The 14,047-nt window shown below is 39.9% G+C and carries 16 protein-coding genes; 7 read left to right on the plus strand and 9 right to left on the minus strand.

Translation table 11 applies throughout. From position 1 onward, the window contains the following. The first annotated feature begins 55 nt into the window (after nucleotides 1–55). From ACYVJ6_RS06605 to ACYVJ6_RS06615, 3 genes are read left to right on the plus strand one after another with little or no spacing between them, the layout of a single operon-like run. Nucleotides 56–1,759 (plus strand): FAD/NAD(P)-binding protein, encoded by a 1,704-nt coding sequence (locus ACYVJ6_RS06605; RefSeq protein WP_460693237.1) that lies wholly within the window; start codon nucleotides 56–58, stop codon nucleotides 1,757–1,759. Next, nucleotides 1,756–2,328 (plus strand): DUF1543 domain-containing protein, encoded by a 573-nt coding sequence (locus ACYVJ6_RS06610; protein ID WP_460693238.1) that lies wholly within the window; start codon nucleotides 1,756–1,758, stop codon nucleotides 2,326–2,328. Before ACYVJ6_RS06605 ends, ACYVJ6_RS06610 begins: the two co-directional genes overlap by 4 nt. Nucleotides 2,329–2,358: 30 nt before the next feature. Next, entirely contained in the window at nucleotides 2,359–2,595 is a 237-nt protein-coding gene (locus ACYVJ6_RS06615) for a hypothetical protein (RefSeq protein WP_460693239.1), read from the plus strand. A 37-nt stretch (nucleotides 2,596–2,632) separates the two neighbouring features. Here ACYVJ6_RS06615 and ACYVJ6_RS06620 read toward each other — a convergent pair whose 3' ends face one another. Continuing rightward, nucleotides 2,633–3,910 (minus strand): DEAD/DEAH box helicase, encoded by a 1,278-nt coding sequence (locus ACYVJ6_RS06620; protein ID WP_460693240.1) that lies wholly within the window; start codon nucleotides 3,908–3,910, stop codon nucleotides 2,633–2,635. Nucleotides 3,911–4,047: 137 nt separating this feature from the next. On the opposite strand from ACYVJ6_RS06620, the gene ACYVJ6_RS06625 reads away from it, so the two are divergent. Both ACYVJ6_RS06625 and ACYVJ6_RS06630 read left to right on the plus strand, forming a co-directional pair. Beyond that, nucleotides 4,048–4,227 (plus strand): hypothetical protein, encoded by a 180-nt coding sequence (locus tag ACYVJ6_RS06625; protein WP_460693241.1) that lies wholly within the window; start codon nucleotides 4,048–4,050, stop codon nucleotides 4,225–4,227. Between the two features lie 85 nt (nucleotides 4,228–4,312). Continuing rightward, nucleotides 4,313–4,996: a hypothetical protein gene (locus ACYVJ6_RS06630; RefSeq protein ID WP_460693242.1), complete on the plus strand. Its 684-nt coding sequence runs from the start codon at nucleotides 4,313–4,315 to the stop codon at nucleotides 4,994–4,996. 105 nt (nucleotides 4,997–5,101) lie between these two features. Here the strand turns inward: ACYVJ6_RS06630 and ACYVJ6_RS06635 are convergent, their stop codons facing one another. The 4 genes from ACYVJ6_RS06635 to ACYVJ6_RS06650 all read right to left on the minus strand — a co-directional run bounded on the left by ACYVJ6_RS06635 (nucleotide 5,102) and on the right by ACYVJ6_RS06650 (nucleotide 8,381). Next, a complete protein-coding gene (locus ACYVJ6_RS06635; protein WP_460693243.1) occupies nucleotides 5,102–6,355 on the minus strand; it encodes an aspartate kinase in 1,254 nt (417 codons plus the stop codon). Continuing rightward, on the minus strand, nucleotides 6,355–7,155 hold the full coding sequence (locus ACYVJ6_RS06640; protein ID WP_460693244.1) for a DUF3298 and DUF4163 domain-containing protein: 801 nt from the start codon (nucleotides 7,153–7,155) through the stop codon (nucleotides 6,355–6,357). Before ACYVJ6_RS06640 ends, ACYVJ6_RS06635 begins: the two co-directional genes overlap by 1 nt. Nucleotides 7,156–7,158: 3 nt before the next feature. After that, nucleotides 7,159–7,623 (minus strand): GNAT family N-acetyltransferase, encoded by a 465-nt coding sequence (locus tag ACYVJ6_RS06645; protein ID WP_460693245.1) that lies wholly within the window; start codon nucleotides 7,621–7,623, stop codon nucleotides 7,159–7,161. A 68-nt stretch (nucleotides 7,624–7,691) separates the two neighbouring features. Continuing rightward, nucleotides 7,692–8,381 carry a YggS family pyridoxal phosphate-dependent enzyme gene (locus tag ACYVJ6_RS06650; protein WP_460693246.1) on the minus strand — a complete coding sequence of 230 codons (690 nt, stop codon included), beginning with the start codon at nucleotides 8,379–8,381 and terminating at the stop codon, nucleotides 7,692–7,694. Between the two features lie 39 nt (nucleotides 8,382–8,420). Between ACYVJ6_RS06650 and ACYVJ6_RS06655 the strand changes: the two genes are divergently transcribed. Both ACYVJ6_RS06655 and ACYVJ6_RS06660 read left to right on the plus strand, forming a co-directional pair. Beyond that, nucleotides 8,421–8,831, plus strand: a complete 411-nt coding sequence (locus ACYVJ6_RS06655) for a DUF4296 domain-containing protein (RefSeq protein ID WP_460693247.1) — start codon at nucleotides 8,421–8,423, stop codon at nucleotides 8,829–8,831. Then, nucleotides 8,812–11,172 (plus strand): endonuclease MutS2, encoded by a 2,361-nt coding sequence (locus ACYVJ6_RS06660; protein ID WP_460693248.1) that lies wholly within the window; start codon nucleotides 8,812–8,814, stop codon nucleotides 11,170–11,172. The genes ACYVJ6_RS06655 and ACYVJ6_RS06660 overlap by 20 nt, the downstream gene beginning before the upstream one ends. 21 nt (nucleotides 11,173–11,193) lie before the next feature. On the opposite strand, the gene ACYVJ6_RS06665 is transcribed toward ACYVJ6_RS06660, so the two are convergent. The 4 genes from ACYVJ6_RS06665 to ACYVJ6_RS06680 form a co-directional block, all read right to left on the minus strand. After that, the gene (locus tag ACYVJ6_RS06665; RefSeq protein WP_460693249.1) at nucleotides 11,194–11,604 is read right to left on the minus strand and encodes a hypothetical protein; all 411 of its coding nucleotides are present in this window, start codon (nucleotides 11,602–11,604) and stop codon (nucleotides 11,194–11,196) included. A 63-nt stretch (nucleotides 11,605–11,667) separates the two neighbouring features. Beyond that, entirely contained in the window at nucleotides 11,668–12,303 is a 636-nt protein-coding gene (locus ACYVJ6_RS06670) for a uridine kinase family protein (protein WP_460693250.1), read from the minus strand. After that, a complete protein-coding gene (locus tag ACYVJ6_RS06675; protein WP_460693251.1) occupies nucleotides 12,296–13,207 on the minus strand; it encodes a septal ring lytic transglycosylase RlpA family protein in 912 nt (303 codons plus the stop codon). Before ACYVJ6_RS06675 ends, ACYVJ6_RS06670 begins: the two co-directional genes overlap by 8 nt. 21 nt (nucleotides 13,208–13,228) lie before the next feature. Continuing rightward, nucleotides 13,229–13,987: a DUF4905 domain-containing protein gene (locus tag ACYVJ6_RS06680; RefSeq protein WP_460693252.1), complete on the minus strand. Its 759-nt coding sequence runs from the start codon at nucleotides 13,985–13,987 to the stop codon at nucleotides 13,229–13,231. Nucleotides 13,988–14,047 lie beyond the last annotated feature (60 nt).

Below are 14,047 nucleotides of genomic sequence, written 5' to 3' on the forward strand. Positions count from 1 at the left end.
ATAAAACACTTTGCTGCAAACTATTGTTGAAGACTAACATCTTTAACTGATTAATTTGAAAGACAAAAAACGTATTGCCATTTTGGGCGGCGGCCCAAGTGCCCTGTTCCTGTTTAAACGACTGGTTGAAAGTAAAAATACCGACATCAGCATTACCATATTTGAGCGTAAAAAACGCCTGGGCGAGGGCATGCCGTACAGCGCCGAGGGAGCCAACGACGAGCATATTACCAACGTATCCAGTAATGAGATACCCTTGTTAGTCACTACACTTGCCGACTGGATACAAACGGTATCAAAAGATACGCTGGATAAATTCCACATCGACCCTAAAAGGTTTAATGAGTATAAAGTATTGCCCCGATTATTGTTTGGGCAGTATTTAACCGCGCAGTTTGGTTTGCTGCAAAAGCAGGCCAAAGAAAATCATATTGATTTTGAAGTGCGCTATAATACGCAGGTTACCGATGTGATTGACCAACCCGAAGATGAGGTGGTTTTGGCAGAAGTGGATAATCAGGACAAATTTGAATTTGACCACGTAATTATTTGCACCGGGCATAACTGGCCGCATAGGTATGAGGGTAAAGTTCCTAACTATTTTGATTCACCGTACCCGCCGCAAAAGCTGGCTTTACAATTAAATCATGCGGTGGCTCTAAAAGGCTCGTCATTAACAGCAGTTGATGCCATACGCACGCTATCGCGGCATAACGGCACTTTTGATAAGGACAAGAACGGTAAGCTGTTTTATCAATTAGCCGACCATAGCCCCAACTTTAAAATGGTGATGCATACCCGCAATGGCATGCTGCCGGCCGTAAGGTTCCATTTAGAGGACTCGCATTTGCAGAATGATAACTTACTCACCAAAGATGAGATCGCTGCGCATATCAAGGCAAATGGTGGTTTCCTGTCGTTAGATTATATTTTTCAAAAAGATTTTAAGGACCCCATCCGCGAAAAGAACCCGGAGTTTTATGAGCGCATAAAAGACCTTAACCTGGAAGGGTTTGTAGCCGAGGTAATAGAAATACGTGAGGAGCTTGATCCATTTCAGCTATTAGCCGCCGAATATACTGAAGCGGAAAAGTCTATTAAACGCCGCGAATCTGTTTACTGGAAGGAAATGTTGGGCGTGTTAAGCTTCGCGCTGAACTACCCGGCCAAGTATTTATCTGCCGAGGATATGCAACGGTTGCAAAAAGTGTTAATGCCCATTATCTCTATTGTCATCGCCTATATACCGCAAAGTTCAAGCGAAGAAATGATGGCCCTGCACCAGGCGGGTGTATTGGAACTAGTGCCAGTAGGTGAAGATAGCCGGGTAGAAGCAATGCCCGAAGGTGGTGCCACCTATCATTATACCGATGATCAAGGCGAAGAACAGGCCGTTTACTATAACACCTATGTAGATTGTGTGGGTCAGCCGCATTTAAATTACGAGGATATTCCATTTAAGAGTTTGTTGGAGAACAGGACTGTTAGCCCCGCGCGAATTAAATTTAAATCGGTAGAAGAAGGAAAAAAAGCTTTAAATGAAGGCCGGCCTGTGGTAAAAGAACAGGATGGTTTTTACTTAAGAGTATCCGGCATTAAAATAAACGACCATTTCCAGGTAATGGACGCGTATAATGCCTTAAACGAGCGCATATATATGATGGCTGTGCCTTATATTGGTGGCTATAATCCCGATTATTCGGGGCTGGATTTTTGCGAGGAAGCTTCGGGTATTATTGTTAAACAGTTATTGCAATGACAGACGAACTGAAATTATACATGATATTGCTTGGTTCGCGTGCACCGGGCCGACACGTAGAGCAACACGATTATTTTTTTGCCATTGGCACTAACTTAAAAGACTTAGTACCGCACATGAAAACCTTTTGGCGCGGCACATCAGGTAACCTGCATATTGACGGTTGGCGCGAAGTAAATACCGTTGAAGGTTACAGCGTAAAAGTTGTTTTAAAGGCAGATGGTTTTACAGACACTGCAGAGAAGCTGTTCTTTATTAATTTAGGCGGTTACCAGGCAGGTAAACTGGAAGAGCAGCATTATACCGTATTAACTGTGCAAACCGATAGGGCCCTGGCTATACAGGAAGCAAAACGGACCGTGTTTTTTAAAACCAACACCATTGCCGGGATGAAAAGCGCTAACTCACATATTGACGATAAATACGGCATTGATGTAGATGATATCTATCAAATTAGCGATATACTGATACCCGAACATAAGGAGAAATACCATTTACAATTAGCCCCTGCGGCCAATCTGCCCGAAGATGAAATTCATTTAGGATACTTCAGATTAGATAAATTGTAAACAATATGGATTTTAACGAGTTATATTAATATGAAAAATCCATTTGCAAAAGAAGATAACAGGGGCGCGATAGCCGCTGTATTACTGGGAGGCGTAGCACTTGGTGCGGTAGCTTACTTATATTTAACTGATAGCGGTGCCAGTCAGCGCGGAAAATTTAAGAAAACGCTGAAAGAAAAGGGAAAAAAAATGGCCGCGAACGCGGTAAGCAAGAAGTTGGGAATTTCAAAGAAAACCCTTAAAAAGTTGGCTGATAAGGTGGTATAAATAAGGAAAAGGCATCTAACAGGATGCCTTTTCTTATTTAATGATTTTTCTTTTTATTCATCTTAGCTTTTTTGCTTGAGCTAAAATTATAGGTTTTGGCGTTGGAAGCTTTCTTTTCATGGAAGGCTGCCCCACCCGTAGGAGCAGGTTCAGTATCAGCTTTAGCTTTAGCCTTTTCCTTTTTTACAGCCGCATCTTTAGCAATTATTAAACCTTCGGGTAAATCAGCAGTAGGTATTTTGTTACCGATGGCTTGCTCAATTTTTTTAATGGTGCTTAGTTCCAGGTCGGTAGCAAAAGTTAAAGCCAGGGTTTCTTCATCGCTTTGCGGATTATGGTTAGTAATACGCTCAATAAACGTTTCCTTTTCGGCAGGCAAATCAAAATGTATAATAAACGGTATGCCGCTTAAATTGGCCTCGTCGTTATTTTCATTAATGATAATCAACGCGCGTTTAGCAGTATCATTTTTAAAGTCCTCAACAGTAACATCGCTTAAGTAAGCGGTTACCTGTTGCAAACTGCGGGGCATGTTTTTATACACCTTTTCGGCTGTACTGCTCGAGTTTACAATTACGGCGGTTTGGGTAAACAACTCTTCATCCTGCAAAAACAGGTTAAGCAGGTTCAGTTTAGTGCCAAAATTGGGTACATGGTATAATACCTGCGGATGGGTAACAACCGGCGTTTCTTCCAATTCATCCACCTCAATCATGGCAGGCAGTTTCATGAAAGGGTCTATCATCTTTTCAATACGGCTGTGCCATACGTCGCTAAATACCAGGTGCTGGCATTTAACAATACTGTTGGCCAGTTCGGCTATAGGTAATTGTAGCCCTTTTTTTATTTGCTGATCGGCATCATCCACAATAAGCAACTCCATTTTATTAAGGTTAAGCCCCAATTTGAGGTATATGGAGCGCGCCCTGTCGGCAGTAGCTACCACAATGTCGGCACCATCAGCCAGGGCATCCATTTGTGCCTCTGTGCCCGGGGTAACATAAAGGCCAACTATGCTTATGGACTTATTTTTGTTCAACAACTCAAACTGCGCTATCACCGCAAGCACCTGCTCTTTATCAGGTACTAATATGAGTACCTTGGGTACACCATCGGGGGCGTAATTAAAGCGGTTTAGTGTGGCTAAAACATAGGTTGTGGTTTTACCGCAGCCTTCGGGGCCAATGGCAATCAAATCCTGGCCACCAATTATACGGGTAAGGGTTTTTAATTGTATCTCTTTGGGTTGGGCATAACCTGCTTCGTTTGCCGACCGCACCAACTGCTTATTTAACTTTAATTTATCAAAACCCATTTGTAACCCTTTTTTTATTAAGAAGGCAAAATTACCTTTATATTTTGTAATAGGGAATTTAATGTGTTACGGTATGGTTATTGCAGTTATAGGGGTAGGGCGAGAAACGTCTGTATTATAAACTTAATTACCAGACCATGAAAGCAGAGGATTTTAGAAACAACAACAAAATGCAAGGCGATACCATATCAGACCGTGCATTTAAAAACCAAAATGAAAAGCAAAAACAAAGGGGTATAAGCAATGCGGGTGGACAACGATCAGACCAAACGTCAAGCAGCAAAAGCGTACATCTTCCCCAAAAGAAACAAAGCTAAATGTTTTTAAAACGCCCTGTAAATAGCAGGGCGTTTATATTTTATTGCCATATTTGCGCGTTATTGATGCTGATTGGAAGTAAAAATGAAAAAAATAGCTCTTATACTATTAGTAGCGCTTGCCGCCTGTAATAGCAATAAACCCACTGCTCCGTATAAAATTATAAAAGTCGAAACCAAGGATGGCTTAACCTGGATGGATGTTTCTGTTCAAAATCGTTTAGATAAACAACAATTGCTGGATATAGCTGCTAAAATAAAAAGCGATAGCTCGCAGTATGATAACTTGCGGTTAGATTATATACTACCAGGATATAACTATGATAACCTGGGCGGTGTAAGTGTTTATGCAAGTACGCATTACCGCCCGGCGGCAAAATATACCGATGCAGATACGATCAGAGATAACAGCAACAACCTTTTAAGCTTTGAATTTGTAGGTATTGCGCCAGATAAAGCCCAAAAACTGTTGGCTATTGAATTGCCAGAAATGAAGGATAAAACCTTATTGGGCCGTTTTATTGACGATAATTTATTGACGGTAACCCTTATTTACAGCGATAAAGATAACCAGCGATATGTATTAGAATTGGATACTGCGGGTACAGTAGTATCACCTGTTGTACCAAAAGTTATTAATCATAATGGTATTGATAAAATGATAGTTACCCAGCAGGGCGATTACATGACGCTAAAGGATAGCGTCCTTACCATGTACAGCAGCGAAGCACCCGAAACGCCGTATAGAACGTTGCGGGAGGGGATGTAATATCATTTACCAATTGTCATCTCGACCAACGGGAGAGATCTATACACAAGCATCCTAAAACGTGCATGGATCTCTCACTACGTTTCGAAATGACAATTTTAATAGCTATTTCACCACAAACTGCGCTGTATTCCTGCTCAACTGTTCCAAAAGCACTGTTTTATTCAGCGTTAATTCTTTCAGCGTATCTTCTTTATAGTGGCGGGTAGTTATTAATGTGATGCCTGTATTATACTTGGTATTGTAATCTGCCAGGTCCTGTAATAGTTTCTCAAACCGCTGCTCATCCATATCAAAGCAAACAGAAAAACTTAGTGCTGATGTTTGCATTACATTGATCTTGATATGATTATTAGCGAACCGGCTAAAAATATCGCTTAGGTGATTTTCTGATATAAAAGAATAATCTTTAGCAGATAGCGACAGCAATACCTGGTTTTGTTTTACAATAATAATGGGTTTTATAAAGGCAGTATCGGCATTTTCTTTAATAATTGTTCCAGGTGCTTGCGGGTCATTAAATGGTTTAACCAGTAACGGTATATGGCTGTTTTGTAGCGGTTTAATGGTTTTTGGATGGATGACCGTAGCGCCATAATAAGTCATTTCAATGGCTTCGGTATAAGTCAGTTCTTCAAACTTTACTGTATCCGTAAAATGTTTGGGATCGGCATTTAAAACTCCGGGTACATCCTTCCATATCGTAACTGATTCGGCACCCAAGCAAGCCGCGAAAATGGACGCCGTATAATCTGATCCTTCGCGCCCCAAAGTAGTGGTAAAGTTCTCCGATGTTCCGCCCAAAAAACCCTGTGTTACCACCATATTGTTTTGTAAAAGAGGGGGGATTCCTTGCTGAATACTTTCGGTGGTCTTATCCCATTGTACAACGCCTTCGCGGTAAGTATTATCGGTATGGATATAGCCGCGCACATCCACCCATTTGGCCTTTAATCCTTCTTTGCCTAAATAAGCGGCAACTATACGTGTTGATACCAGTTCGCCAACAGAAACCAGTTGGTCATATATAAAATCAAACTCATCCTGCGGGTCATCTTCTAACATCCAGTCTATCTCTACAAACGTATTGGCAACTTCATCATGCACCGGATGCGATGGTTCAAACAACTCGTTAATGATGCCGAAATGGTATTGTTTAACGTCCTCATATAATTCGTGCACTTCATCAGTTTGGTCGGCATAGGCACGGGCCAGTTTTTCGAGCGCGTTGGTAGTTTTACCCATAGCGGATACTACTATAAGCAACTGTTTGTCCGAATGTAATTTAACCACTCTTGCCAAATTGACAATACCTTCCGCATCCTTTACTGATGCACCTCCGAATTTAAAAACAAGCATTATTTGATATATTGGGTTATAACCGTATTAGGTTTTAACAGGGATCTAATTTTATCGTAGGGAATAAGCAGATCGGTACGACCTGCCGCGTACGGTTTTATCTCGTAAATATTGTACACAAACCGTAGCCCCAACGGTGTTATTAAAAAATTACGGTTTAGTGCAAACTTATCGTCTTTAAAAAAGTAATCCCTGGCTAATGACGAGGTATCAGTTAGTTTTTCCTGCTGCCGGAATAGCGTATCGGCAACCCGGCTTAGTTTTGTTTTATAACCATCAAGCAAAATATCATCTAATGTTAGGTTTTTATTAGTTTTAGTATCCCAGTTAATAAAAAAAGTATAACTGCCGCCATGCGCGCCACCCTGAAATGTATAGCTATTGGTTTCTATAGTTGTTAGGTTTGCATCCTGCCTCAATACCTGGGCGCTACTGTTTAAGGTAAATAATATCCCGGACCTTTTATTTCTATGTTTAAAGTTGTAATAGGTTGTTAAAAAATGCTCGCCCATATCTTTCAAACTTACACTATCCTGAAAAAAGCCGAATAACCCGGTTAATTTCTTCGTTACGGTATCATTTAAAGCTTCCTGATCGGTAAACAGGGGATATTTAATATTTACTACGGTGCAGCTGCTATCGGGTTTGTCGCCACAATCATCTGCACGTAGTTTTATGATTTGATAAGTGTAGCTTAAGGTATCTTTTTCAATATCAGGTTGCTGTTTTTCCTGCGTTTCAAAATGGCAGGATGTCAATCCGGCTAAGGCAAAAAGCACTAAAATATATACAATTCTCATGAGTTAATATTTTGATAATTGTTCTTTTGAAAGTGAGGCATTCAGCCACCCTGGTTCAATACCGGCTTCATATTTTTTGTAAAAGTTCAATGCCGGTTCGTTCCAATCCAATACCTGCCAAACCATGCCGCTGAAACCTTGCTCTTTTGCTTCAACAATTATGCGGTCAAAAAGTGATTTACCAATTCCCTGCCCGCGATATTCTTCGGTAACTATCAAATCCTCCAAAAACAAACGGCACCCTTTCCAGGTAGAATACCGCACATAGTATAATGCCATTGCAACTATTATACCATCCACTTCAGCTACAAAAGCCTTCCAAACGGGTTTAGCACCAAATCCTGCATCCTCAAATTCTTGCAGCGTAACTGTAACCTCTCCGGGCGCACGTTCAAACAGGGCTAATTCATTAACCAATTCTAAAAGGCGTGGGCAATCTTGTTTGGTAGCTACTCTTAAATTAATCATTAGTTTATTGGTTCATTGGTGGGGGATGCAAATTCCAAATTGAAAATCCGACATCCGAAATCAAAAAATTAGTTATTCTTCCAATGTTTTATAACCCTGCCGCCAAATATGGTACTGCCTACACGTACCATATTGCTTCCTTGCTCAATGGCCAGCTTATAGTCTCCGGACATGCCCATCGATAAAATACTAAATGATGGCTCCTTGCGGAAAAAACTAGCCTTAATACCATCAAAAAACATTTTCAATTCGTAGTATTCCTCCTTTATCTGCTTTTCGTTATCAGTATTGGTAGCAATACCCATTAAACCACAAATGCGGATGTTTTTTAAAGCCGTGTATTCCTCAGACCGCAGCAACTCTATCGCTTCGTCAAAACCCAAGCCAAATTTAGTATCCTCATCAGCAATATAAATTTGTAACAGGCAATCAATAACGCGGTTATTTTTTTCGGCCTGTTTGTTTATTTCCTGCAATAATTTCAGACTATCAACAGATTGTATCAGGCTAATGAAAGGCGCAATATATTTAACCTTATTACTTTGCAGGTGGCCAATCAGGTGCCATTGAATGTCTTTGGGTAAATGTTCCTGTTTGTCAACCAGTTCCTGCACGGTGTTTTCACCAAAAAGACGCTGGCCGGCATCATAGGCTTGCTGTATATCTTCGGCGGTTTTAGTTTTTGATACGGCTATCAAAGTAACGTTAATCGGGTCGGTTTCTTTTTTTAAGGATGTTATATTATTTGCAATGCTCATTTATGCGTAATTTTGCGAATTAATCTGCTAAATTACAGAATGCGCAAACATAATATCTTGTTTTTTTTGGCTTTACTTTTTTTAGGTGCCTGTATGGGCAGTAATGTGCCTGATGGTATTATTGAACCGGACGAAATGACCAACCTTATGGTTGATGTGCATTTAGTTGATGGCAGCATTCAGTATATTGATTTTCAGGAACCGGATAGCTTATATAAGTATGGAATAAAACGGTATGATAATGTATTTAAGCAACACCATACCGATTCACTACAGTTTAAAAAAAGCCTGGAATATTACAGTTTGCATACCAAGCAGTTAGAAGAAATGTATGCAGAAGTTACGCAAATACTTCAAGCTAAAAATGATTCACTAAATAAAATTGATTCATTAAATAGAATTAAAAAAATTCCAACCAGGCCCGGACGAAATGTTGTACCCAAAAAATAGTATTGACAAATTAGGATTTACCGAGGTTAAGGAATTAATAAAAGCACATTGCCTTAGCGAGATGGGTCAGCAAATGGTTGACAAGATACAGGTAATGAGCGATTATGGCCAGATACATAAATTTTTGAGCCAGGCCAATGAGTTTAAAAATATTTTGGAGAATGATGCCGCCCTGCCCATCCATCATTTTTTTGATATTAAATCGTTAGCTAATAAAGCGCGTGTTGAAGGTGCTTTTTTAAGCGAAGAGGAATTTTACCAGGTACAGGCATCTTTATCTACTGTATTTGCGGTTATTGGTTATTTTAATGAACGCGAGGGGCAATACCCTAACCTGGAAGCCTTGTTTGAGCATTTGCCGATTGAGAAAGCTATCATCCGTAAAATTGAACAAGTAATAGATGCTAAAGGGAAGATAAAACCTAATGCCTCGCGCGAGCTGGCTGATATTACATCGGGCATTGCCAAAGCAGAGCAGGAAGCACGAAAAAAAATAGATCAAATATTTAAAAATGCTTCATCAAGCGGGTGGACTGCAGACGGGTCATTAACCGTACGCGATGGACGCTTGTGCATACCTTTGTTAGCCGAAAATAAACGGAAATTAAAAGGTTTTATACATGATGAATCGGCATCGGGCCAAACGGTTTATATGGAGCCCGAGGAGGTGTTTACTTTAAACAATACTATTCGTGATCTTGAATTTGAACGCCGAAGGGAGATTGTTAAGATACTAACCCAGTTAACAGACGAATTAAGGCCCTATGTGCCTTTATTACTATCATACCATAGTCTGTTAACCAAACTGGATTTTGTGCGGGCTAAAGCACTGTTTGCTATTGATATTGAGGCTCAAATGCCCGAGGTGGTAAATGAAGCCCGATTCAAATTGATAAATGCCCGCCATCCCTTGTTGTTTTTAAATTTTAAAAAGGAACAAAAAACGGTTGTGCCGCTAAATGTGCAGGTTGATGAAGGTACACGCATTATCGTAGTATCGGGCCCTAATGCCGGTGGTAAATCTGTCTGCATGAAAACGGTGGGCCTGTTGCAAATGATGGTGCAGGCCGGGTTGTTGATCCCTGTAGCCGATGCAAGCGTAGTGGGGGTTTTTAAACAGTTTTTTGTCGATATTGGCGATGATCAGTCCATTGAAAGTGATTTGAGTACTTACAGTGCCCACCTATCAAAAATGAAAACTTTTGTGGAGCAGGCTAACGGCAAATCATTAATACTGATAGATGAGTTTGGTACAGGTACTGATCCGCAATTTGGTGGCCCAATAGCCGAGGCTGTATTAGAATCGCTGAACCATAAAAAAGTGAAAGGAATGGTTACCACACACTATTCTAACCTTAAAATTTTTGCAGGAAATACCGAGGGTATTGAAAATGCTTCCATGTTGTTTAATAACGTGGAGATGCAACCGCTTTATATGTTGGAGGTTGGCAAGCCCGGCAGCTCATACGCCTTTGAAATTGCTCAAAAAATAGGCTTGCCGCAAAATGTGCTTAACCTGGCCAAAAACAAGGTAAGCGCCGGGCAAAAAAACGTAGATACTTTATTGGTAGGGCTGGAGCGCGAAAAGAAAGAGATATTGGATACCCGGCTAAAATTGGATAAACAACAAAAACAAGTAGATGCCTTATTAGCTGAAAATGAAAAGCTAAAAATTTACCTGGAAGAAAATAAGAAAGTGCTTATCCGCGAAGCGAAAGACCAGGCTAAAAGCATCATCTTAAATGCCAATAAACTGGTTGAAAATACCATAGCCGAAATTAAGAGCAACAACGCAGATAAAGAAGTAACCCGCAATCTGCGAGAAAATTTAAATCGCGAATTAGAAAAAAATACAGTTAAGCCCGAGCCGGGTAAGCCAATTACAGCTGATGATGAACTAAAACCGGGCGATTGGGTAAAACTAATAGACAGTGACACTACCGGGCAGGTTATGGAAATTGCCCGCGATAATGTGATTATAGCTATTGGCGACCTGCGTACGGTGGCGAAGAAAAAAAGAGTTCAAAAAGTTTCTAAAAGTTCGGTACCCAAAGAGGTTAAGAGAAACGCTAACAGACATGTTGGCGATATGTCCACCTTTAACCCTGAGATTGACGTGCGTGGTATGCGTACCGAAGATGCATTGGCCGCTATTGAACGCTTGTTTGACCGGGCGTTAATGATGGGGTTTGGTAATTTGAAAATATTGCATGGCAAAGGCGATGGCATATTACGCAAAATGATACGCCAATACCTTAAGAAATATGACCAGGTTGACCGCATGGAGGACGAGCACGCAGACAGGGGCGGCGATGGTATCACCTATGTATATTTTAAATAAGGCGCTATAGAGCGCTTTATATCATATAATATTATCATAATCTATTTCGCTGCCGTCAACGTTATCAATGCCTTTTTGAAAAGTTGATTGCGATATCGGATTATCAGTATTTTTTTGATCCTGATCAGCCGGTGTCATTCGGGCTTGTGCCTTATCATAATCAGGCGACCCTTCCTGGTCTTTTACTTTAAAATTAATGTCTTCGGTGTTTTCGTCTGATGGTTCCGTACGCCTGAAATACTCATTAGTATAACCTGCATTTTGCGACGGGTTGTTTTTATCATCCCCGGCATAGGTATTGCCGCTTTCACCAAATTTTTGTCCGCCCATAGGTTCACCTTCGCGAACAGGTTTGGTTTGAGATTTATTACTGCCTGTTGATTGTGAATTATCTTCCAGATGACTCGCAAATTTGTTTTCCTTTAGCGTCATAGGTATATGTGTTAGTACCTGTTTATAATGCTTGGAAGGGGGTAATTGTTTGAAAAGATTGAATTACCGCAAAACCTTTTCTCTGAGTTTTTTTGAGATATCTTCAGTAACCTTTAATATATTTTCAGCAGTGTGGGTGTTATTCAAAATTACCTGGTGGCACTCATTTTTATAGGGGAGTAAAAAATCTTTATAAGCCGGTACAACGTGGTTTACCCATTTGTAAAGCACATCATCATTTGAATAACCCCGCTCAATCAGATCGCGTTTTAAGCGGCGTTGCAGGGCAATATCTTCATCCGCGTCAACAAATATTTTCATATCCAGCAGATCCGCTATCCCTTTAAAATGCAGTATAAATAAACCTTCAACAATTAATATGGGGGCGGGTTTTATTTCAAGTAGCTGAGGGGTCGCATTGGGATTGTTAAATGTATACTCTTTTTTATAGATAGTTTGCTGGTTTAACAGGCAGTTTATATCATTTTCAAAATGTTCATGGTCTATAGTGTGAGGCAAATCAAAATTATATAACTTATTTTCCTCAGCCGTCATGTTATGGGCAACGGGTATATAATAATCATCCTGCGATACCAGGCAAACCTCATCGGCAGTAAAGTGATCAAGAAATCGTTTTAAAAAAAATGTTTTGCCAGATCCGCTTCCGCCGGCAATGCCAACTATATAGGGTTTATTCATTAGGGCTGCCGTAGCTAATGTTTACGCGTGTTCGTTTATCTAATGCGCCAATAGATTCAGCAACGTTTTTAGTCATAACAATTATAGCATCTTTTGTTGTTTCGTTATCATTAATACGGCCCACAACCTTTGCATAAGTTGTACGATTGGTCATTGGGTTAGTGATTTTAATAACGGTGCCTATAGGTGCTGTATGGTGCAAAGCTAATTTTTTGTCCGAATCAAGGCTGGGGTCATCTATCCAGGTGGCAATACCCTTCTCGCTTTTTTCATAAAGGCCAAATTTATTAGCGCCTAAGCGTTTATCAACAATGCCACTATCAGTTGAAAGTGATACAGTAGTAGCATCTTGTGCTGCAACCGGGCGTACCACAACAGGCTCGGGCACACCCGTGCGTACTTTTAGTATTTGTCCGGGAGTAAGATTGGTTGATGTTAACCCGTTTATGGTAGTTATATCTTCCACCGTCGAATTAAAGCGTTTGGCAATAGAAAAAAGTGTTTCGCCCGCCGATACTCTATATTGCTGCGTAACAATACCCGAATTATCTACAGGTGCTGAAGCTGGTTTTTGTGCTACGGTAGAAGATGCGGACACTTGCGTAGCTGCTCTTTGTTGTATTTGGGTAGGGTTGGGGGCCGATTGAACAAACGATTGCTCAGTAGGTACTTTAATTATATTACCTATTACTAATTGTACATTGTTATTATAATCTATAATAGCTTTAGGTGCAACATTATAGCGTCTTGCAATTGAATAGTAATTATCTTTTGCATCCAATTTATGCAAGATCAATTTTTTACCATTTAAATTTTCAATTCCTATCGAGTCTCTAAATGATCCTGCAAACACAGTGGCAGAAATTAGCAGCAATGTAGCGGATAATAAAATTTTAAATTTCATAATGGTTTATTATACAGGTTACTATAAGTTTAAAACCTTCAGTTGCGACCTGTTTTTAATATATATTAAACAATTTTTATATACTATAAACGCCTCGGGTTGCAATTTTTGTATATCATCATTTAATATATCTTCATAAATGATGTTTGCATCATCCAAAACATACAAATGCTGTTTTAATAACCCATCTTTATAGGAGTGCAAAGATACAATTCTGAATTTATTGTACTCCAGGTAATGTATACTATTTCCGTATGGCTCAATTGTTATAAGGGTGGATAATACTGATAAAGGTAATACATCTGGCGTCGTAATATTGTTTGGCAATAAGGTATCTAATGTTGGTTCATACGGTCGTAGTGTAGTTCCTTTTTTTATATCTACCAAAAAAAGCTTCTTAGGCTGAATTTGTATGTTAGACGCAATTGGCCCGTTAACTGATAAACTATCAAACCCATAAGTGTAGTTACTCCACAATGTTGTTGCGTTAAGCCCATTAATAGCTACAATGGCTTTATGCACAGGGCTTGTTGCCGATTGAAAGTGATGTAATAGTAATACACCATCATAAGCTCCTTCAATGCCTGTCAGCCACTTTTCGGTAAGGATGAGTTGTTTGAAATTGATACTGCCTGTTCTGAGATCAAAAGATGCGAACGAAACTTCCCTGTTTTCCGTATTTCTGATCTCTAAAAATAGGGTATCGCTCAGCCCATCAATTTCTATGCGCCAGATTATTCCGTTTAGCTGTTCGTTTATAATGGGTAATAACTCTGCCATAAAGAGTGCAAATATGCTATTAAAATTAAAACAGTTTTAACTTTAGTAAACAATAGCCGT

The organism is Mucilaginibacter puniceus (assembly GCF_054783175.1).

What these genes read in the sequence shown, in the direction of transcription:
- ACYVJ6_RS06610 (WP_460693238.1), top strand. Translation starts at nt 1,756, where the DNA reads ATGACAGACGAACTGAAATTATACATGATATTGCTTGGTTCGCGTGCA.
- ACYVJ6_RS06615 (WP_460693239.1), top strand. Translation starts at nt 2,359, where the DNA reads ATGAAAAATCCATTTGCAAAAGAAGATAACAGGGGCGCGATAGCCGCT.
- ACYVJ6_RS06620 (WP_460693240.1), bottom strand. Translation starts at nt 3,910, where the DNA reads ATGGGTTTTGATAAATTAAAGTTAAATAAGCAGTTGGTGCGGTCGGCA.
- ACYVJ6_RS06625 (WP_460693241.1), top strand. Translation starts at nt 4,048, where the DNA reads ATGAAAGCAGAGGATTTTAGAAACAACAACAAAATGCAAGGCGATACC.
- ACYVJ6_RS06630 (WP_460693242.1), top strand. Translation starts at nt 4,313, where the DNA reads ATGAAAAAAATAGCTCTTATACTATTAGTAGCGCTTGCCGCCTGTAAT.
- ACYVJ6_RS06635 (WP_460693243.1), bottom strand. Translation starts at nt 6,355, where the DNA reads ATGCTTGTTTTTAAATTCGGAGGTGCATCAGTAAAGGATGCGGAAGGT.
- ACYVJ6_RS06640 (WP_460693244.1), bottom strand. Translation starts at nt 7,155, where the DNA reads ATGAGAATTGTATATATTTTAGTGCTTTTTGCCTTAGCCGGATTGACA.
- ACYVJ6_RS06645 (WP_460693245.1), bottom strand. Translation starts at nt 7,623, where the DNA reads ATGATTAATTTAAGAGTAGCTACCAAACAAGATTGCCCACGCCTTTTA.
- ACYVJ6_RS06650 (WP_460693246.1), bottom strand. Translation starts at nt 8,381, where the DNA reads ATGAGCATTGCAAATAATATAACATCCTTAAAAAAAGAAACCGACCCG.
- ACYVJ6_RS06655 (WP_460693247.1), top strand. Translation starts at nt 8,421, where the DNA reads ATGCGCAAACATAATATCTTGTTTTTTTTGGCTTTACTTTTTTTAGGT.
- ACYVJ6_RS06660 (WP_460693248.1), top strand. Translation starts at nt 8,812, where the DNA reads ATGTTGTACCCAAAAAATAGTATTGACAAATTAGGATTTACCGAGGTT.
- ACYVJ6_RS06665 (WP_460693249.1), bottom strand. Translation starts at nt 11,604, where the DNA reads ATGACGCTAAAGGAAAACAAATTTGCGAGTCATCTGGAAGATAATTCA.
- ACYVJ6_RS06670 (WP_460693250.1), bottom strand. Translation starts at nt 12,303, where the DNA reads ATGAATAAACCCTATATAGTTGGCATTGCCGGCGGAAGCGGATCTGGC.
- ACYVJ6_RS06675 (WP_460693251.1), bottom strand. Translation starts at nt 13,207, where the DNA reads ATGAAATTTAAAATTTTATTATCCGCTACATTGCTGCTAATTTCTGCC.
- ACYVJ6_RS06680 (WP_460693252.1), bottom strand. Translation starts at nt 13,987, where the DNA reads ATGGCAGAGTTATTACCCATTATAAACGAACAGCTAAACGGAATAATC.